We start from the raw sequence: 19,581 nt of genomic DNA, 5'->3' as shown, positions 1-19,581 counted from the left end.
CGAGACGCTCCCGAGAGGTCCTGGAACCCGGCGGAGGACGCTGCCATGTCCCCCGCGGCTCACCGGCGATACGACTGTGCCAGGCGTGTCCGAGGCTCGATGGAATGCTCACCAGCGCTCGCTGCGGAACGGATGCGGACGGGCCCCCGCCCATCAGCATGTGCACGGGGGCCGGCCGGGAGATCGGTGGCCGGTCAGGCCCAGCGACTGGTCAGTCGGACGCTCGCGCCGTGCTCGTCGCGACGGAGGACGACGTGGTCGCACAACTGGCGGGCCAGCCACAGGCCCATGCCGCCGCGGGAGAGATCTTCCCCGTGTGCGGGCCCGTACCCGGCGAACGGGTCCGCCCAGCCGGCTCCGGCATCCCTGATGGTGCAGACCACGGTGCCCGGAGCGGTCCACAGCGACAGCGCGACGGGTGGGGCACCGTGCCGCAGAGCGTTGGACGTCATCTCGTCCACGGCCAGGAGGAAGTCCTCCAGCAGGTCCGCCGGGCCGCCGGTCTCGGCCAAGCGCGCCTGCACGGTGTGCCGCAGCGCCACGAAGTCGGACACGTCCTCGGCGACCAGCCGCGGCGCGGTGGCCTCCAGCGGTTCGACCGGCACGGGCAGGGCGCCCAGGTAACGAGCCGGGTCCACGAAGGCGGGGTTGGCGCGACGTCCGGCCGCGTCCACCAGCTGCGGGTGGGTGTGCCGGGCGCAGCTGAGGACCGGCTCGGCGCACCGGCGGGTATCGAACACGCACAGTCCCCACAACGGGGTGGCGGCGAACGCGTGGTTGATCACCGCCTCGTACCGCTGCCACTCCAGCTGCTCGGCGGTCGTGCTCCCGAAGTCCACCTCGCCGATCACACGCAGTCGGCCGAAGCCCTCTGCGGCGCGTCGGGCCGCCAGCCGGCGCCAGCTGGCGATGGTCGCAGCTGCCCGGCTGTGGTAACTGCCGCCGCCGTCGAGGATGACGACCCGCGGATCGTCGCCGACCGCCTTCCGCAGATGGCCGGAGTTCTGCGAGCTGACCGCGATGGCGACGGCGTCGCCGGCGGCCAGGCCGTCGAGGATGAACGGCGCCGCGACGGCGACGAGCTCGTCCGGGGAGTCGAAGAACAGGCCGTCATGCACGAATCCGGACACGGCGGCGGAGCCGGCCGCGCCGTCGCTGTCCTCGCGCGTCCACGCAACCACTGCTCGCCCCCTCCTGCTCGACTCCGATGTCCCTCGCGGGCCACGACCCTCGACGGTAGACGGAGGGTCGGCATCCAGTCACTCTGCCGTCGCACAGGACACAGCCGGCGGCACCCGTGGGGTGACCACTCTGCGGCCGGCGGACAGGGGCGCGTAGCCGGGCCGGACCGGACCGCCGCGGCATCCGGCGCATACGAGAGACCGTCCCGCACACGATGGGGTCAGGCAGCGAGAGGGGAGCCTGCCGCTCGAGCAGGGGGGTCGGCATGGCAGAGCAGTTGTGGCATCCCGAGCACGAAGCGCAACCGGAGCTGGCGGCTGCCCTGGGGCGCGTGACTCAACTCGAGCAGGCCGTGCTGAGCAACCGCAGGATCGGGATGGCGATCGGCATCCTCATGGCATCCCTGAAGATCACCGAGGACCAGGCGTTCGACCTGCTCCGCACGGCGAGCAGCCGCCGGAACGAGAAGCTCCGTGACATCGCCGAGGAGGTCCTGCTGACCGGCGAGCTGGGCACCGTGCCGTCCGGCGTCTGACCGACCGGCGACGCCGAAGCCTCGATCGGCGCAGCCGCGTACCCGCGACCGCAGTGCGCCAGCCGCCACCGGGACTTCCGACGGTGGCGGTGACGTACTGTTCCAGGGTTCCGCCGGTGGCACCGTGTCACCGGACGAATCCCCGGGGGAGTCGTGGTGAGTGAGTCCGCCGCAGCCCGGCTCGGCCTGGGAACGCTGGCATCGGTCGTCGACGCCGCGCCCGACGGGGTGGCCATCTTCGACGGCGACTGGACCATCCGCTACGTCAATCCGGCCGGGGCGGAACTGCTGCAACGCAGTCCGTCAGAGCTGGTGGACCGCAACATCTGGATCGCGCTACCCGAGCTGGGCGGAACGATTTTCCACAGCTTCCTGCTGCACGCCCGCAGCGTCGACAGCTCCGTGGCGTGGCAGGGCTACTACGCGCCGGCCGACCGCTGGCTGTCGGCCACCGCGGCCCGCGATGGTGACCTGCTGCGGCTGCATTTCCGGCCGCGCACCGCCCACCTGACCGAGCTCCCCGTGGACCCGGCCGGGAACGGCGACCACCTCGAGTCGGACGACGACGTCGACCGCGACCGGCTGCGCTTCCTGGCCGAGGTCAGCGAGGCCCTGATCAGCACGCTGGACACCGGCGAGACCGCTGCCCAGCTCGCCGAGCTGGTGGTGCCGCGACTCTGCGACTGGGCGTTCGTGGCGATGCTGGGCGACGACGGCCGGCCCACCGGTGAGGAAGCTCGCGCCCACCGCGATCCGGCCTGCCACGCCGACCTGGACGCCTACCTGACCGGCCGGGTCCGCGGCACCGGAGACGACTCGCCGCTGATGGCCGCACTGCTCACCGGCGAGCCGGTGCAGCTGCCCACCATCGACCCGGAGCTCATCGACCCGTCCCTGGGCACCGAACAGGTCCGGGAGGCGTGGCGGCGGCTGGACACCACCTCCTGCACGATCGTGCCGCTGCGGGCCCGCACCGGGACGATCGGCGCCCTGGCGCTGATGAACACCGGCGACCGCCCGCCGCACACCGAGATGCTGATCGCGACCGCGGTCGAGGTCGCGCGCCGCGCGTCGCTGGCCCTGGACAACGCCCGGCTGTACGAGCGGCAGCTGAAGGTCGCCGAGACGCTCCAGCACAGCCTGCTCACCCCGCCCCCGCAGCCCGAGGACCTGCAGATCGCGGTCCGCTACCAGCCGGCCGCCAGCCACATGCACGTCGGCGGCGACTGGTACGACGCCTCCGGTCAGCCGGACGGCGCCATCCTGCTGGTCATCGGCGACGTCGTCGGTCACAACGTCGACGCCGCCGCGGCGATGGGTCAGATCCGCAGCATCCTCCGCGGCATCGCCTACGACCGCCCCGAAGGCCCCGCCGGGATCCTCGCCCGGGTCGACGACGTGCTCACCGGCCTACACGTCGGCACCCTGGCCACCGCGCTCGTCGCCCGCCTCGAGCTGCCATCCGACCAGGCCGGCGCCGGGCAACGCATCCTGCGCTGGTCCTCGGCCGGGCACCTGCCGCCGGTGCTCCTGCGCGCCGATGGTCGGGTGCAGTTGCTGCGGAGCACCCCGGAGCGGCTGCTCGGCTCCGGAACGGTCAGCCCGCGCAATGACCACGAGGCCGTGCTCGACTGCGATGACACCGTCCTCTTCTACACCGACGGCATCGTCGAGCACGGCCGCAGCGACATCGACCAGGGCATCGAGCGCCTCGTGCACGTGCTCCGGCAGGTCCACCACCTGCCGCTGGAAGAGCTCTGCGACGAGGTCCTCACCCGGATAGTCCCCGGCCGAACTGACGACGACATCGCTCTCCTCGCCGTCCGCAATCGTCCGCAGGTCAGGCAGTCGCCGGCGACCTGACCGCTGGCTGCCGAGCCCTGCTCGGCGTCCACCGGCGGCCTCGGCGCTGCGCGGGTGGGCGACGTCCCCGGTGTGGTGCCCGGGATCGCGGCCCTGCCTGCCCGGTCGAGCAGCTACGCCCCGGAGGCGTCCGGCCGGTTCGCTCTCCGCTGCCGTCGCAACGTGACCACACCCATGGCCAGATTGGCGACGGCGATGAACGTGAAGCCGACCTTCGCGACCACGCTGTCGGACACGCCCCACTGACCGACGGCGAGCACCGACCACATGGCCCCGAGGACGAAGTACCAGGTGGGGTTCGGTTGTCGTCGACGAGGCGTAGTCACCCGCCGTTGGTAGCCGACCGGTCCCCGATGGGCAAGCTCGACCACTTCCGGCCTGCACAGGGGGCACGCGTCGACTGGCGCCCTCGGCACCACGGCCACCGCTGGAACCGCCGGCTCCTCCCGATCTCCACTCCTCGTCCATCTCGAGGACGGTGGCTGGACACGGTGTCGACAGGAGGAGTCGGTGACGCTCACGGTGAACCGGCTACCTGCCGACCCGCGACTCGGGCTGACCCTCGTCGGCGGTGCTGCCGGCGCGGACCGGCCGATCACGCGGTCCCACGCCATCGAGCTCGAGGACCCCACCCCGTGGCTCAGCGGCGGTGAGCTGGTGATGACCACGGGGCCCGCGTTGTCCGCGGTCGCCGACGACCCTCCGGCCGTGGGGTCGCGACTGGCAGTGGTGGACGGCGATGCGCATCTCGGAACGCCTACTCGGGGAGCGCTATCGGGCCGAGATCGGCGAACACGTCACCGGGGCCGGGGTTGTCGGCGTGCGTTCGCCCGCCGAAGTGCCGCAGGATCCCCCAGACCGCGTTGAGGGACGTCTGCACGGCGCCTTCCACCCAGGCCGGCGTCCACGACACGTCGTCACCCGCCAGGAAGATCCCGCGCTGCTCGGGTGGGAAGTCGTCCTGCACGAAGTGCGCGTACATCCGCTGGTTGTACCGGTAGTGCCCGGGCAGGGCGCCCTTGAAGGCGCCGAGGAAGTTCTCGTCCGCCTCCCACGAGACCGTGATGGGGTCACCGATGATGTGCTGCGCGATGTCGAGGTCGGGGTAGATCTTCTTCAGTGCGCCGAGGGCGAGACGCACGCGCTGGTCCACCGGGTACGGCAGCATCTTCAGCGCGTCGCTCATCCAGGAGTACGTCAGGCAGATGACGCCGGGCCGGTCGTCGCCGTGGTCGAACAGGTAGGTGCCGCGGGTCAGCCGGTCGGTGAGCGTCATGCTCATGACGTCGCGGCCGGTCTCCGGGTTCTTGTCCTTCCAGAACGGGCGATCGACCATCACGAACGTCTTCGACGACTGCATGTACCGCGTGCGGTCCAGCGCCGTCCACATCTTCTGCGAGAACAGGTGCTCCTCGCAGTCGATCTGCGTCGTCAGCAGCCAGCTCTGGCAGGTGACGAGCACCGCGGGGTAGCGGGCGGCGTGCCCCCAGGCGTCGGTGACGGTGAAGCTGCCGTCGTCGTTCCGGGCGATGGCGGCCACACCGGCACGCGCGCCGCCGGAATGGAGCTTCGCGAGCGTCGTCCCGGCCGGCCAGTGCGCGAGCTCGGAGGGTGCGTGGTTCCACAGGCCCCACGGCACCTGCTCCACCCCGCCCACGACGAAGCGCTGGTCCTCGTCGCAGTTGGTCATCACGACCCGGAAGATCTCGAGCATCGAGTTCGGGAAGTCGGAGTCCCACCCGCCGGTGCCGAACCCGACCTGGCCGAAGACCTCCCGGTGGTGGAACGACAGCCGGGAGAACGCATCCGAGCTGGCGATGAAGTCGTAGAAGGTGCGGTCGTCCCACAGCGGGACCAGCTCGTTCCAGAGCGACTTCAGCCGCCGGACGTCGCGGGCCCGGATCACGTCCTGGATGTCGGTGAAGTGGACGGGCTCCAGGGCGGCAGCCCACGCCGCCGCGACCTCCCGGAAGAGCGGCGGCAGCGTCTCGGAGGATTCGGCGTAGTGGGTCTCGCCCTCGATGTCGATGACCGTGCTGCCGGACGCAGGAGTCAGCGGGTTGGGGAACGGCTTCGTCTCCAGGCCCAGCATGTCGACGTAGCGGTAGAAGGCGGTCGACGACACCGGGAAGCGCATGCCACCCAGCTCGGCGACGATCTCGGCAGGGGCTCCCTCGAACCGCGCCGAGCGCAACCGTCCGCCCATCTGCGAAGCCTCGTAGAGGACCGGCTTGAGTCCGAGCTTCATGAGCTCGTACGCCGCTACCAGGCCGGAGATCCCCGCCCCGACGATGGCGACCTCCGCGCCGTGCCGCTCCGGAGGGATGGCGCCGAGGCCCGACGGGTGCGTGATCCAGTCGTCGAACGCGAAGGGGAAGTCGGGACCGAAGACCGTGACCGGCGGTCGGTCCTCGTCCTGCGCGGCCTCGGAACCGGGACCGATCGTCATTCCACGTCCTTCCCCCGGACCGCTGCCCGCGCAGGAGCCCGGTGACCACCACAGCCGCCGTGTCACCGTACTGACACCGGCCGCCCGGGCCCGGACGGCCGACCGGACCTCGGCCCGCGCGGCGTCGCGACCACATCCACGGCTAGACGACGCGCCCCTGCGTCCCCGTTCGCGCCGAACCGCCATACTCGCCGGATGACCGCTCCTGGAGCACTGCTGGTGCACGGCCTGTGGCACGGCGCCTGGTGCTGGGACGCCGTCCGCACCGCGCTCGCCGCACGCGGGATCCCTGCCGCCGCCGTCGAGCTGCCGCTGACCGACCTCGCCACCGACGTGCAGGCGACGCGCGACGCACTGGACCGGTTCGGCCGGCCCGCGGTGCTCGTCGGCCACTCCTACGGAGGCGCGGTGATCACCGCGGCCGGTGACCACCCGCTCGTGCACGAACTCGTCTACCTCGCCGCGTTCCAGCTGGACGAGGGCGAGTCCGTCAGCCGCACCCGGCCCGGCCGCGACCTCCCCGACACCCGGCTGTCCGAGGCCATGCGCGCCAGCGGGAGCGAGATCGGCCTCGACCCGGAGCTGGGGCCGGCGCTGCTGTACAGCGACGCCGCTCCCGACGTCGCCGCGGCCGCCGCCGCCCGGCTGCGACCGGTGCATCGTCTCCTCTTCCGAGGCGTTCCCGAGGTCATCGCCTGGCGCGCCGTCCCCTCCACCTACGTCGTCTGCGCAGAGGACCGGGTCGTGCATCCCGACCTGCAGCGCGCCATGGCGTCCCGGGCGACCTGCACCGTCGAGTGGCCGTGCGGGCACAGTCCCGTGCTCACCCGGCCCGATGCGGTCGCCGACCTGGTCGCGGCGCGGATCCAGGAGCTGGCCACGACCTGACGGCGTCGGCGCCCAGCGCGCCTGCCCGTCCCCGAGGGTGCGGCAGGCCGTCCGGGAGAACTCAGATCGAGATGCCGACCAGCTTGGTGTCGAGGTACTCGTCGATGCCCTCGAACCCGCCCTCGCGTCCCAGGCCGCTGGCCTTGACGCCACCGAAGGGAGCGGCGGCGGACGTGGGGTTGATGTCGTTGACCCCGACCATCCCGAAGCGCAGCTTCTCGGTGACCCGGATCGCCGTCGACAGGTCGTTGGTGTAGACGTACGCGGCGAGCCCGTACTCGGTGTCGTTCGCCTTGGCGACGACCTCGTCCTCGTCGTCGAACGGAGTGACCGCAGCGATCGGCCCGAAGGTCTCCTCGGTCGAGATCAGCATGTCCGGCGTCACGTCGGCCAGCAGCGTCGGCGCGTAGAAGGTCGTGCCGTCGAGCCCGTCGACCTGCATCCGCTCACCCCCGGCCACGACCCGGGCGCCCTTGGCGCGCGCATCGTGCACCTGGGCCTCCATCTTTCCCACGGCCCGCTCGTCGATCAGCGGGCCGATGGAGACGCCCTCGTGGTCACCCTTGCCCACCCGCAGCGCCGCGATGCGCTGGTCCAGGGTCGCGACGAAGGCGTCGTAGATCGAGCGGTGGACGTAGATGCGGTTCGGGCTGATGCATGCCTGGCCGGTGTTGAGGAACTTCACCAGCGCCGCACCCTTCGCCGCACGCACCGGATCGGCGTCGGGGAAGACGATGAACGGCGCGTGGCCGCCGAGTTCCACCGAGACCCGCTTCAGCGTGGCGCCGGCCTTCGCCGCCAGCATCTTCCCGACCGCGGTCGAGCCGGTGAAGGTGAGCTTCCGGACCACGGGGGACTCCAGCAGCACGTCGCCGACCTCTGCGGCGCGCGTGGTGGTGACCAGGTTGACCACCCCGTCGGGGAGCCCGGCGTCGGCGAGCAGCTGCACCGTCGCGACCGCGCACAGGGGCGTCTGGTCGGCGGGCTTGAGCACCGAGGTGCAGCCGGCCGCGATGGCCGGGGCGAGCTTGCGGGTCAGCATGGAGATCGGGTAGTTCCACGGGGTGATGGCCGCGACCACCCCGACGGGCTGACGCATCGTCACGAACCGCTGGTCGGCCCGGGCCGAGGGGATCGTGACGCCGCCGATGCGCTTGGCCTCCTCGGCGAACCAGGCCAGGAAGTCCGCGGCGTACGCGACCTCGTTCATCGATGCCTTGAGCGGCTTGCCCTGCTCCCGGGTCATCAGCGCGGCGAGCTCCTTCCGGCGCTCCCGCATCAAGGCGTCGGCCTTCGCCAGGACGGCCGCGCGCTGGTAGGCCGTCGTGCCCGACCAGGCCGGCAGCGCACGGTCAGCGGCGGCGATCGCCGCCTCTGTGTCGGCGCGACCGCCGTCCGCGGCCTGCCCGATGACCTCGCCCGTGGCCGGGTCCGTGACGACGAAGCTCGCGCCGTCGGCAGCCGCCCGCCATTGCCCATCGATGTAGATGGTGCGTTTCGGTTCCTGCGTCATGGCACCGTCCTCACTGGCTGGTCGATCCCGGGAGTTCGACGACTGGGCCCGCACCGAACTGGCGCGCCCGCGCAGCGATGGTGCCATCCCCGGGGAATCCGCCGCCCGGACGGCACACCGATCACCGGTGACCTGCCCGGCCCGACCGGGCGGCTGCCCTGCTGGTGCCGGCGCCGTAGCCGGTGAGATCCCCGGACCCGGGCCCACGCTGCTCCGACGACAGAGGCCCCCGCCCGGCGTCTTCACCGGTCAGGGGCCTGAATGGCTCCCCCGACTGGACTTGAACCAGTAACCCTGCGATTTGATCTTGAGGCGTTTGCTCGCGCTGACCCGCGCTGAATACGCAGGTCAGAAGCGGTTCAGAGCGTTGACTGCGACGGTTACGCGCGGCTGGTTGCGGGAGTATTGGGTGCCTAAAGAGTGCCTGTTGCAGGGCCCGATGCCAGTGACGATCACCGGGCTCGGCGCCTTGGTGAGCCGCCGGGGCTCCACTCATCACCACTGACTCCCCCCCTCCCTCGACGGGCTCCTGCGGCACGCAGCGTGATACCAGCGACTGACGTCTCGTCTTTGCGACCGAGACGGATCCGGAGCCCGCGCCAGCGCTCCGCTCACGGACCACAAGGGCCTGCAGCCAACCACCCCGACCGCAGCTTCGACACACATCTGGTCGAGCGCCTGCCGCATTCAATTCTCCGCGGGGTGTCACCAAACGGCTCCGAATAACGCCTTCTCCCGGTGAGAACGATCACTCACCAGCGGGAGCAGGGATGTGCGGTCAGCCGGGACGACGGACAACGACAACCCTTGCGCCGGCACCATCCCACGTCTCCTCTGCTTGCCGCGCCGTGCTGCAGGATCTCGTCGACTGCTACGGCGGCGACACCCACCGGCTGCTCACTGACCTGGCCGACGCCATCGACGCCAGCATCGCCTACGTCGACCGGCCCACCGTCGAGGCCCACCTCGAGCGGACCTTGTCCGAGCGGGAGTGGGCCGCCACCGCCCAGCAGTTCACAGCCACGGCCTTCGACGACCACGTCGGAGACGCCGGCAGCCTCCGCACCGACTGGATCGCGGACGTCCTGGCCAGGGCCGGCGTACCCGGTCGTGGCCACACCGGTCAGCCGGTCGCCGTACCTCCGGTGGGCGGGGCATGAGCGCCACGCGGACCTGCCCGGCCTGCGGCTACAGCGGCACGTACGCCAGCGACGCCCTCGCCGACGTCAACCACGCGCGCCATTCCTGCGCCAAGCACCGGCAGTCCATCGAGAGCGCACGTCGCCGGATCCAGCGCGCTCAGGGTCGGGTGCGGCGGGACTGCACTCATCCGCGTGCTCGGCACGTGCACGGAACCCGTGCCGCCTACGTGAAGGACCGCTGCCGATGCACCGACTGCACCGCCGCCAACACCGCGGCCGGCCGTGGCGTGCACCGCGCGCAGACCTTCGGCCGATGGCGGCCTTTCGTAGACGCCGCCCCGGTGCGCGAGCACATCTGCGCGCTACGCGCCGCCGGCATCGGCGTCGAGCAGATCGCCGTGCTCGCCGGCATCGCTACCAGCCACGTCCGCGAGCTGGCTGACCCCGGGCGCAACGGCAACCCACGCATCCGGCGCGTCCGGCCCGAGACCGCCCACCAGGTTTTGCGCATCCGAATCGACCAGGCCAACCGGGCACCGCGCAGTCACCTCATCGCCACGGGCACTCGTCGCCGGCTGCAGGCCCTGATCGCCGTCGGATGGCCTCCCGACGAGCTGGCCGCAAGACTTGGCCGAAGCTCCGCCGGCCTCCGACGTAGCATGCTCAGCCACTCCATCACCGCGCAGACCGCGCGGGATGTCAGCGCCCTGTACGAACAGCTGTGGAGCCTGCGTCCACCCCAGTCCATCGACGGCCAGCGTGCCGCCGCCGACGCCGCCCGGGCCTTCGCCGCCGAGCGCGGCTGGCTTCCGCCTCTGGCCTGGGATGACATCGACACCGATCCAAACCCCCGACACCGCACTGAGATCGCAGATACAGATGACCTCGACGAGATCGCCATCGAGCGAGCCCTCGCTGGCGACGGCGTCCGCCTCGAACACTTGACCCCGGCTGAGCAGGCCGAGGTCGTCCGGCGCCTCACGGGACGGGGCAAGTCCATCCGGGACATCGCCCAACAGCTCGCCACGACCAAGCGCACGATCTCTCGCCGGCGTGCCTCCATCAAGGCCGCATGACGATGTGAGCACCCAGGTCGCCTTGGGATGCCGATGGCACGGCTGCTATAGGCGTGCTCGCACTGGCTCTGCCCGGAGTTCTCCAAACCGCTCGAGCAGCCCTGTATTTCGATGTCGAGCCGACCATCCGTCATCAGATCCGCAGCCTCTCCATGGAGGGCGACAGCGTCCATCGCCTCTGCAGGCGATGCGTCCGTGATGACCTTGAGTCGATCATCGGACCCGACCGCCTCAGCGGTGGCCCGAGCCACGCCCGCCTGTCCTTCGGGCGTGGCGACGTACCAGACGACGACCGTCATCGGCGCAGCTCCGCACCTGGAACTGGAGTCACCAGCGTGCGGTTCTCCAATGCCTGTTCCACGTTCGCGATGGCGAGTTCGGTCATTGCCGCCATGGTCTCCCGCGTACCGCTGCCGAGATGCGGGAGCAGGACGACGTTGTCCATGTCGAGCAGTTCAGCGGGAACGTTCGGCTCGCTCCCGAGTACGTCCAGGGCTGCTCCCGCGATCCTCTGGCTCTTGAGTGCCTCCACGAGTGCGGATTCGTCGATGATGGATCCGCGGGCGACGTTGACCACAAAGCCCGCTGGCCCCAGCGCATCCAGCACCGCCGCATCGACGATTCCGTTGGAGTCGGGCCCTGCGGCGGCCGTCACGATAAGCGCGTCGTTGCTTGCCGCCAGTTCTAGGACGGAACTTGCATAGCCATAGGGCACGCCCGGCACCTGCCGTCGACTGTGGTAACTGATGACCGCGTCGAACCCTTCGAGACGTCGCGCGACGGCACCACCGATCCGACCGAGACCGAAGATGCCGACTCGACTACCGCTGACCTTCTTGGTCAGGGGATAACGACCCCGTAACCAATCACCTCGTCGCACGAACCTGTCCGCAGCGGTCAACTGACGCATGACATCGATGAGGCCGCCGACCGCTACGTCTGCCACGCAGTCGGTTAGGACGTCCGGTGTATTGCTGACTCCGATCCCCCGCACGATCGCTCCGGCCACATCCGTCGCGTCATAGCCCACCCCGAGGTGCACGATGGCGACGAGATTCGGCAGCGCCGCAAGGAGGTCCGGTCCGACACCGACCATGGCGCGCGTGAAGACGACTTCTACGTCATCCCGTCGATGGTCGAGGAATTTGTCGGCCGGATCGGGCAGTACCACTGCGCCGAACCGTTGTCGGAGCGTGTCCACCAGGGCGTCTGGAAGCTGCCCGACGATCAACACGCGCCCCGAGGACCGCTCGGAGGGTGGCCTGACCGCCGAATTGTTCAGCGAGTCACTCATGTTCTTCCGATCTCCGTTCCATCGGCCACGTTCGGGTTGGGCAGCGAATGTTCGTCCCGTGCGGAACCGGGCAAGGGTGCGACCGCTCCGTCAGCACGGCTACGAGATCTTCTTCACCAGCGGCCGTAGGCCGCGATCGACCGGCCGGCCAGCAGCGCCCCGGCGTCCTCGATGGTGCGGCGGATCCCCTCCCCGCCCGGCACCTCGCCCACCCCGACCCTGCCCTCGCTGTCGGTGACGATCGCGACGTTGCGGGTGAAGAACGGTCCGTGCGCCCCGCTGAGGTTCAGCAGCATGCTGTCGTGCCCAGCGACGGGAACGACCTCGACGCCGGCGACGGTGGGGGTCCGGCCCGTCATGCGGTCCTCCTGGACTCGTTCCGAAGGTGTGAGCTCTCTGATCGTCGGCACCGTCACTGCACCATGAAGACGTCGAGAAGCACGGCGTCCGGACGGCGGGTGCCGACCCCGATGAAGAGGCGGCGGTTGAGCTCCGCCAGCCGGGGTGCCGCCGTCTCGAAGCGGGGTGCGGTGCGGAAGTAGATCCGGTCCGGATCGACGGGGAGGTCCTGGCGGAGCCGCTCGATGTCCTCCACCGTCCCCGTCCGCAAGCCCCAGTTCGTGACGTAGACCAGCTCGTCCTGATCGGTCCGGAGGACGTAACGCGCCTCCAGCTCCGTGTCGGTCGTGGAGGTGATGACCTGGAAGTCGGCTCCCCCGGGGATGATCTCTCCCTGCATGAGCGGACCGGTCACTCGTCCGCCAGTGATCGGGATGACTCGCCGGATGCCCCGGGAGGTGACGCCGACCTCCACGGGACTGCCCACCTCGATCCGGAGCGTCGCGGTATGGCTGAGTTGCGGCGTCGCAGGGGCGTGATCGGGCACAGGTTCTCCTCGGAAGTCGGCTGCGGGCACGGGGCACCGCGGATGCGTGCGGGCCCGACCGTCACCAGCGCGCGAGCGCGGGCCGGAAATCTGGCCGAAACTGCCGCATGTAACCGGTGTCGTCGCGTTCGCCGATCCCGCACCGCAGGTACTGCTCGTGCAGGTGACCCAGGGCGCCCCGATCGAGTTGGACACCGAGGCCCGGCGACACGGGAACCTCGACGGCGCCGTCGACGAACCGCAGCACGCCCGGCACGATGACGTCCTCGGCCGGGTCCTTCCACGGCCAGTGGGTGTCACAGGCGTAGTCGAGCCGCGGCGTGGCCGCGGCCAGGTGCGTCATCGCGGCCAGGCTGATGCCCAGGTGGGAGTTGGAGTGCATGGACAGGCCCACGCCGAACGTGGCGCAGATGTCGGCCAGCGACTGGGACCGGCGCAGTCCGCCCCAGAAGTGGTGGTCGGACAGCACTACCTGGACGGCATCCTCTCGGACGGCCGGCGGCAGGTCGTCGAACGCCACCACGCACATGTTCGTCGCGAGCGGCATCGGGACCTCGGGGCGACCTCGGCCATCCCCTCGATGCCAGGCGTGGGGTCCTCCACGTACTCGAGCACACCCTCCAGGCGACGTCCCACGTCGATCGAGGTCTGCACCGTCCAGGCTGCGTTCGGGTCCAGGCGCAGCGGCAGATCGGGGAACTCGGCGCGCAGGGCGAGGACGGCGGCTACTTCCGCCTGGGGAGGGAAAACCCCAGCCTTGAGCTTGATCGCGCCGAACCCGTACTCGGCCTGCATCAGCCGGGCCTGCGCGACGATCCCCTCCGCGTCCAGCGCCGCGCCCCACCGGTCGTCCTCCTCCCCCGGGTGCCCCGCCCACTTGGCGAAGAGGTACGCGCTGAAGGGCACGGATCGGCGGACGGCGCCGCCGAGGAGGTCGCTGACCGGGCGGCCCAGGAGCTTCCCCTGGGCATCGAGCGCGGCGACCTCGAACGGGGAGAACACCCGGTCGGTCGTCGTGGAGGACGTCACCATCCCGCTCATACCGTGCCCACCGATGCCCTCGTCTCCCGCGAGCGCGACATCGACCAGCCGCCACATGCCGTGCAGGTCGAAGACGTCGGTCCCGATCAGCGACCGGCTCGCACGCTCCAGCCGCCGCAGGTGGGGCCGGTCGCCGTACGTCTCTCCCAGCCCAACCAGGCCGGAGCCGGTCTCCACCTCCACCACCGCCCGCAGGGCGAAGGGCTGGTGCACGCCGACGGCGTTGAGCAGTGGCGGGTCCCGGAACGCGACCGGGGTGATCCGGACCTCCCTGATCGCCTCGCTCACTGCTGGGGGAGGTCGGGCAGGACCGGCAGGAGGACGCGACTCGCCGCCCCCGGCTCGTGGTGGATTCGCTGGCGGGCCGGCTGGCTCTCGGCGTCGACGTAGGGGTCGCGGCCGGTGTTGAGATTCGGGTCCCACCGCGGGAACGAGCTCGACGTCACCTCGACCCGCAGCCGGTGCCCGGGCAGGAACGTGCGCGCGGTCGCCCACAAGTCGATGACGTACTCGGAGACCCGGCCAGGTTCGACGGGCGTCGGTGCGGTCCGGACGACCTCACCGCCGGGCCGGAAGGTCTCGCGGGCGCTGGCGCGCACGATGCCGTCGGCCACCAGGATCTTCCGGCCGTCAGGGTGCACGTCGACCAGCCGGGCGACGAAGTCCGTGTCGACGGCGGACGTCTCCGCGAACACCCGGGCTTCCAGCCGGCCGACCAGAGTGAGTGGCTCGGTCAGCTCGGCCGACTCGAACCGAAGGATGTCGGCCCGCCCGTCCAGGACGGACTGGTCAGCCGGCCCGGCCGGGTAGGAACCGGTCAGCAGGGAGGCGCCGCCGACGGTCGGCACCGGGACCTCCGGATCGTAGACGTACTCCGAGGGCTCGGACGACGCCGGCTCGGTAGGCGCCAGCGTGCCGTCCGGCTGCAGATACCAGCTCTCGGTCGTGCTGTCGGGAGGGGGGAACGCCTCGAAGCCGACCCACCGGTTCGTGCCCATGACGAACAGGCGGACCGGGGACACCGACTCCAACGGCGCAGTCACACCCTTGAGGTGGGCGTCGAACCACCGGAGGTGCTGGCCCATCAGGTCGGCGTCGACCCCGAGCATCGTCGTCCCGCTGTGGACCCCGTAGTCCTCCTGGCGGAATCTCCCAGTGCCGTCGATGTGCGTCCAGGGCCCGACGAGCAGGTGCGGGGGTTCACTACCCCGCTCGAGTGCGGCGGCCCGCATGCCCTCGTACTGGCTGAGGGTGGATCCGAGGAAGATGTCGTACCACCCGGCGACCAGGAACGCGGTGACGTCGAGGTCGCCGTAGATCCCGCGGGTCTCCACCGCCTCGTAGCCGCGGTCGTCCACCGGCAGGCCGAAGCTCCGGCACGCCGACACGGTCAACGGCGGCGCCTCCTGGAACCGGTTCAGCGGCCGGCGCAGGAAGATCCGACCGGACGTCACCTCGCTGTCGTGAGCCTCGTACTCGTCGAGAAGCTTGGCGAAGCGGTCGTTGTCCTCACCGCCGGCCAGTCGTCGGATCGTGTCGAGCGCATGCCGGTGCGACCAGTACACGCGGGAACCGAACTCGTGGGCGCCGCCGCGGTTCATGAACCCGGTGAGCATGGAGTCCCCTGGTGAGAACCCGGGTGCGATCGTGCGCAGGGCCGCTGGGCGGTTCCGGGCGGCGGCCCACTGGGTCAGGGCGTGGTACGAGCGCCCGAACATGCCGACGACACCGCTACTCCCGGGCAGCTGTGCGGCCCACTCGACGGCGTCGTAGCCGTCGTCGGCCTCCTGGAACTCCGACCTGAACTCGCCGTCGGAGGCGTAGCGTCCGCGCACGTCCTGGATGACGACGATGTAGCCCTGCGCGGCGACCCGGATGTGGTCGAAATACGGCTTGTCCATCGTGTGCGCGTTCTTGCCGTACGGGTGCCGGGTCAGCAGGACCGGCACCTCCTCGTCGGTAACCGGCCGATAAACGTCGCTGCGCAGCACGACGCCGTCACGCAGGGTGCACGGCCGGTCGAGCTCGACGACGACCTCTAGTGCGTTTCCTGTGGGCACATCAGCTCCTGATCTGGGGTGGACGAGATGCGGGCGAGGCGCTGCTCGCGACGCATGCGCTGCAGGACCGGGTCAGGCACGGGAGCAGCGGCCACCAGCCGCTGCGTGTAGGGGTGAGCGGGCTGGTCGCAGACCTCCGCCGTGGGGCCGTCCTCCACGATGCGCCCGCCTTCCAGGACGAGGACGCGCGCCGCGAAGTGGCGGACGACGGCCAGGTCGTGGGTGATGAACAGGTAGGAGGTGCCGGTGCGGGACTGCAGCTCCTGCAGCAGTTCCAGGACGGCGGCCTGGGTGGTCACGTCGAGCGCGCTGGTCGGCTCGTCGCACACGATCAGCCGCGGTTCCAGTGCCAGCGCCCGCGCGATGGCGATGCGCTGCCGTTGACCGCCGCTGAAGTGGCTGGGATACCGCGACATGCTGTCCACGGGCATGTGCACGCTGTCCAGCAGCTCCTCGATCCGCCGGCGGGCGTCACTGCGGCTCAGCTGACCGGCGGCGAACAGCGGCTCGGCGAGGATCTGCCCGACCGTCCGGGCCGGGTTGAGGGACCCGTACGGGTTCTGGAAGACGACCTGCATGTCCCCCGACAGGGCCCGCCGCTGGCGACGGCGGAGCCGCGAGATCTCCCGACCGTCAAGCCGGACGCTGCCGCCGGTGACGGGCGCCAGGCCGAGCAGCGCCTTACCTATCGTCGACTTCCCGGAGCCGGACTCCCCCACCAGCGCAAGGGTCTCGCCCGCGGCGAGTGCGAAGGAGGCCCCGGAGATGACTCGCCGGGGCGGCTTCCGAAACCCGGGCGCGGGGTAGTCGACGACCAGGTCGTCGACGGCCAGCAGCGGGTGGCTCGTGCTCATGGTCTCCCCCGTGGTGCGGTAGCCGGCCGGACGGTTCGTGGTCGTGAGCCCGGCGGTCACGGCGCCGCCACCAGGTTGGGTGTGCTATCGATGAGCCGCCGGGTGTACTGCTCCCGAGGGGCGTAGAAGAGGTCGTCCACTGCTGCGACCTCCACCACCTCTCCGCGGGACATCACCACCGCCCGGTCGCAGACATCCGCCACGACGCCGAGGTCGTGGGTCACCAGCAGCACCGCCTTCCCCGAACGGGCCCGTAGGTCGCGCAGCAGGTCGAGAATCTCGGCCTGCACGGTGACATCGAGCGCCGTGGTCGGCTCGTCGGCGATGAGCAGATCCGGATCACCGGCCAGCGCGATCGCGATCACCACCCGCTGCGCCATGCCGCCGGAGAGCTGGTGCGGATACATCTCGAGCACCGCCTCGACGTCGGGCAGCCGAACCCGCTCGAGCAACCGCACGCACTCGGCCCGCAGCGCCTGTCTGGGGAGCGAGGTGACGTTCCGCAGCACCTCGGTGAGCTGCGACCGCACCGTGAACATCGGATCGAGCGCCACCATGGGTTCCTGCGACACCAGGCCGATCCGACGACCGCGGATGCTCCGGTACGCCTGCTCGTCCAAGCCGCAGGTGGACCGGCCGTGCAGCCGGAGGTCTCCGCTGGTCACCCGGCCGTTGCCCGGGAGTAGACCCAGGACGGACAGCGCCGTGACGGTCTTCCCGCTTCCGGACTCGCCCACCAGGCCGAGGATCTCTCCGGGCTGGATGGCGAAGCTGACGCCCTTGACGACTTCGACCGTGCTGTGGCCGTTGTCGAAGCCGATGGAGTAGTTCTCCACCTCGAGCAGGGGCACCCCGTCCACCGGCGGCTTCTCGATCTCCGCCGCAGTGGCCGCCGCGGCCGCACGGTCGGCCCTGCGACGGCGCGCCGGGCGGGATCGCGCCGTCTTGCGGCTCTCGGCGGTCACGTCACGGACGCCGTCGCTGAACAGACCCAGGGCGATGATGAGGAGGGCGATCACACCGCCGGTGATGAACAGCATCGAGCCTTGCGTCGTCATGATGCCGGCCGCCTCGCCCACCATGGCGCCCCAGGTGGGGGCCGGGGGCAAGGAGCCTAGGCCCAGGAATCCGAGGCCGGTCTGCACGGCGAGTGCGACACCCGAGAAGAGCGACAGCTGAATGACGATGGGGCCGATCAGGCCCGGCAAAATGTGCCTGGCCATGATCCGCAGGTCCGACAGTCCGGAGACCCGTGCCGCCGCGACGAAGAGCTCCTCGCGCAGCGACAGGCACGAGCTCCGGATGATGCGGATGAGAACGCCCGAGGCGAGGAAGCCGAAGACCGCCATGGCGATGGTGATCTCCTGGTTGAAGATCGCCAGCACGGCGAGGACGAGGATCACCCCCGGCACCGAGATCAGGGCATCGGCGACCGCGCTGACCACCCGGTCGGTCCAGCCGCCGAAGTAGCCGGCCAGCACACCCAGCACCACGCCGGTCACGAGGAAGGTGGCCACGCCGGCCACGACCCCCAGGAGCGCCGGGCGGCCGCCGTACAGCAGCCGGCTCAGCACGTCCCTGCCCAGGGAGTCGGTGCCCAGGAGGTGGGCGGAGGACGGACCGGCGAGCGTGTTCTGGAGGTCCTGGTCCAACGGCCCGTACGGGGCGAGCAGGTCCGCGAAGAGCACCGCCAGGACCATCAGGGCGATCACGAGCAGGGCCAGCATCGGCACCGGCTTGCGGACGAAACGGGCGACGGCACCCCGCGTGGGCCGGGGAGCGGCGACGGGGGCCTCAGGGAGGGGCGCCACGGCGACGGAGGTCATGCCACACGAACCTTCGGGTCGAGGACGCCGTAGAGCACGTCCGTGATGAGGTTGATGAGGATCACGAGGGCGGTCACCACGAGCGTGACGCCCTGCACCACCGGGATGTCCTGCTTGTTGGTGGCGTCCACGACGAGGGAGCCCAGGCCCGGCAGGGCGAAGACGCTCTCCACGAGGATCGTGCCGCCCACGAAGTTCGCGCAGGTCAGGCCGACCATGGTGGCGATCGGGAGGCTGCTGTTGCGCAGCGCGTGCTTCCACACCAGTGACCGTTCGGGGACCCCGGCGGCGCGCAGCGTGCGGCTGAAGTCGAGATCCAGGGCAGTCAGCATGCCGTCGCGGGTCACCTTGGCGATCGCCGCGATGCCGGCCAGGGCGAGCGCCACGATGGGCAGGACGAGGAAGGTCAGCCACTGCCCCGGCGCCTCGGCGAAGGGCACGTAGCCGGTGGCGGGGAACCAGCCGAGCGTGATGGCGAACACGCTCATCAGCACGAGGCCCAGCCAGAAGCTGGGCAGCGCCGACCCGAGCAGCGACACCACGTCGACAGTCCGGCTCGTCACCCGGCCGCGGGTGGCGCTGAGTACACCGAGCAGGACCCCGATGAGCGTGGCCAGCAGCGCGGCCCCCAGCATCAGTGCCAGCGTGACCGGCAGCCGGTCGGCGATGGCCGTGCCGACGTCCTCGTTGGTGAAGATGGACCGGCCGAGGTCGCCGTCGAACAGGCCGGCCACGTACCGCCCGTATTGCACGAACAGCGGGTCGTCGAGGTGCATGGTCTCGCGGAGGGCCTCGTACTGCTCCTCCGTCGCGTTCACGCCGAGCAGGGTCCGGGCCGGGTCACCGGGCACCAGGGACTGGAAGACGAACGTGGCGATGGAGACGACGAACAGGAGCGGGATCGAGACGAGCAGTCGCCGCCGGACGATCGCGAGCATCAGGGTTCCTTCCGGCCGGTGCTGCGGGGCCCGT

At 70.7% G+C, this 19,581-nt stretch carries 17 protein-coding genes and 1 pseudogene; 6 read left to right on the top strand and 12 right to left on the bottom strand.

Annotation, left to right across the window (positions count from 1 at the left end; translation table 11 throughout):
- Window positions 1–194: 194 nt before the first annotated feature.
- On the bottom strand, window positions 195–1,181 hold the full coding sequence (locus BLASA_RS07705) for a sensor histidine kinase (RefSeq protein WP_014375523.1): 987 nt from the start codon (window positions 1,179–1,181) through the stop codon (window positions 195–197).
- Between the two features lie 266 nt (window positions 1,182–1,447).
- Between BLASA_RS07705 and BLASA_RS07700 the strand changes: the two genes are divergently transcribed.
- Together BLASA_RS07700 and BLASA_RS07695 are read left to right on the top strand one after the other, a co-directional pair.
- Complete coding sequence (locus BLASA_RS07700) at window positions 1,448–1,717, top strand: ANTAR domain-containing protein (RefSeq protein ID WP_014375522.1); 270 nt, start codon at window positions 1,448–1,450, stop codon at window positions 1,715–1,717.
- Between the two features lie 156 nt (window positions 1,718–1,873).
- Window positions 1,874–3,580: a PP2C family protein-serine/threonine phosphatase gene (locus tag BLASA_RS07695; RefSeq protein ID WP_014375521.1), complete on the top strand. Its 1,707-nt coding sequence runs from the start codon at window positions 1,874–1,876 to the stop codon at window positions 3,578–3,580.
- Between the two features lie 113 nt (window positions 3,581–3,693).
- On the opposite strand, the gene BLASA_RS24920 is transcribed toward BLASA_RS07695, so the two are convergent.
- On the bottom strand, window positions 3,694–3,906 hold the full coding sequence (locus BLASA_RS24920; RefSeq protein ID WP_166486505.1) for a hypothetical protein: 213 nt from the start codon (window positions 3,904–3,906) through the stop codon (window positions 3,694–3,696).
- 184 nt (window positions 3,907–4,090) lie between these two features.
- Between BLASA_RS24920 and BLASA_RS26565 the strand changes: the two genes are divergently transcribed.
- On the top strand, window positions 4,091–4,447 hold the full coding sequence (locus BLASA_RS26565; protein WP_083877963.1) for a PucR family transcriptional regulator ligand-binding domain-containing protein: 357 nt from the start codon (window positions 4,091–4,093) through the stop codon (window positions 4,445–4,447).
- Here BLASA_RS26565 and BLASA_RS07690 read toward each other — a convergent pair.
- On the bottom strand, window positions 4,338–6,029 hold the full coding sequence (locus tag BLASA_RS07690; RefSeq protein WP_014375519.1) for a flavin monoamine oxidase family protein: 1,692 nt from the start codon (window positions 6,027–6,029) through the stop codon (window positions 4,338–4,340). The two genes, BLASA_RS26565 and BLASA_RS07690, sit on opposite strands and share 110 nt — an antisense overlap.
- A 195-nt stretch (window positions 6,030–6,224) precedes the next feature.
- Between BLASA_RS07690 and BLASA_RS07685 the strand changes: the two genes are divergently transcribed.
- On the top strand, window positions 6,225–6,917 hold the full coding sequence (locus BLASA_RS07685) for an alpha/beta fold hydrolase (protein ID WP_014375518.1): 693 nt from the start codon (window positions 6,225–6,227) through the stop codon (window positions 6,915–6,917).
- A 61-nt stretch (window positions 6,918–6,978) separates the two neighbouring features.
- Here BLASA_RS07685 and BLASA_RS07680 read toward each other — a convergent pair whose 3' ends face one another.
- On the bottom strand, window positions 6,979–8,430 hold the full coding sequence (locus tag BLASA_RS07680; RefSeq protein WP_014375517.1) for an NAD-dependent succinate-semialdehyde dehydrogenase: 1,452 nt from the start codon (window positions 8,428–8,430) through the stop codon (window positions 6,979–6,981).
- A gap of 848 nt (window positions 8,431–9,278) precedes the next feature.
- Here BLASA_RS07680 and BLASA_RS07675 point away from each other — a divergent pair.
- Together BLASA_RS07675 and BLASA_RS07670 are read left to right on the top strand one after the other, a co-directional pair.
- Window positions 9,279–9,590 carry a hypothetical protein gene (locus tag BLASA_RS07675; RefSeq protein WP_014375514.1) on the top strand — a complete coding sequence of 104 codons (312 nt, stop codon included), beginning with the start codon at window positions 9,279–9,281 and terminating at the stop codon, window positions 9,588–9,590.
- A 323-nt stretch (window positions 9,591–9,913) separates the two neighbouring features.
- Window positions 9,914–10,648: a hypothetical protein gene (locus tag BLASA_RS07670; protein WP_231839573.1), complete on the top strand. Its 735-nt coding sequence runs from the start codon at window positions 9,914–9,916 to the stop codon at window positions 10,646–10,648.
- Window positions 10,649–10,943: 295 nt separating this feature from the next.
- Here BLASA_RS07670 and BLASA_RS07665 read toward each other — a convergent pair whose 3' ends face one another.
- The 8 genes and pseudogenes from BLASA_RS07665 to BLASA_RS07630 form a co-directional block, all read right to left on the bottom strand.
- Complete coding sequence (locus BLASA_RS07665; protein WP_014375512.1) at window positions 10,944–11,942, bottom strand: 2-hydroxyacid dehydrogenase; 999 nt, start codon at window positions 11,940–11,942, stop codon at window positions 10,944–10,946.
- Window positions 11,943–12,055: 113 nt separating this feature from the next.
- Window positions 12,056–12,301, bottom strand: a complete 246-nt coding sequence (locus BLASA_RS07660) for a hypothetical protein (RefSeq protein ID WP_041775668.1) — start codon at window positions 12,299–12,301, stop codon at window positions 12,056–12,058.
- A 53-nt stretch (window positions 12,302–12,354) separates the two neighbouring features.
- Window positions 12,355–12,828, bottom strand: a complete 474-nt coding sequence (locus tag BLASA_RS07655) for a DUF3237 domain-containing protein (RefSeq protein WP_014375511.1) — start codon at window positions 12,826–12,828, stop codon at window positions 12,355–12,357.
- Window positions 12,829–12,889: 61 nt separating this feature from the next.
- Window positions 12,890–14,157: pseudogene (locus BLASA_RS26225) on the bottom strand (glucarate dehydratase family protein).
- On the bottom strand, window positions 14,154–15,929 hold the full coding sequence (locus tag BLASA_RS07645; RefSeq protein ID WP_041775667.1) for a CocE/NonD family hydrolase: 1,776 nt from the start codon (window positions 15,927–15,929) through the stop codon (window positions 14,154–14,156). The pseudogene BLASA_RS26225 and the gene BLASA_RS07645 overlap by 4 nt, the downstream one beginning before the upstream one ends.
- The gene (locus BLASA_RS07640) at window positions 15,908–16,843 is read right to left on the bottom strand and encodes an ABC transporter ATP-binding protein (protein WP_014375508.1); all 936 of its coding nucleotides are present in this window, start codon (window positions 16,841–16,843) and stop codon (window positions 15,908–15,910) included. Before BLASA_RS07640 ends, BLASA_RS07645 begins: the two co-directional genes overlap by 22 nt.
- Entirely contained in the window at window positions 16,840–18,609 is a 1,770-nt protein-coding gene (locus BLASA_RS07635; RefSeq protein WP_014375507.1) for a dipeptide/oligopeptide/nickel ABC transporter permease/ATP-binding protein, read from the bottom strand. Before BLASA_RS07635 ends, BLASA_RS07640 begins: the two co-directional genes overlap by 4 nt.
- Window positions 18,606–19,547, bottom strand: coding sequence for an ABC transporter permease (locus tag BLASA_RS07630; protein WP_014375506.1), 942 nt, complete (start codon window positions 19,545–19,547; stop codon window positions 18,606–18,608). Before BLASA_RS07630 ends, BLASA_RS07635 begins: the two co-directional genes overlap by 4 nt.
- Window positions 19,548–19,581 lie beyond the last annotated feature (34 nt).

The organism is Blastococcus saxobsidens DD2 (assembly GCF_000284015.1).
Taxonomy (GTDB): Bacteria; Actinomycetota; Actinomycetes; order Mycobacteriales; family Geodermatophilaceae; genus Blastococcus; species Blastococcus saxobsidens_A.
This window is presented reverse-complemented; position numbering and strand designations above follow the sequence as displayed.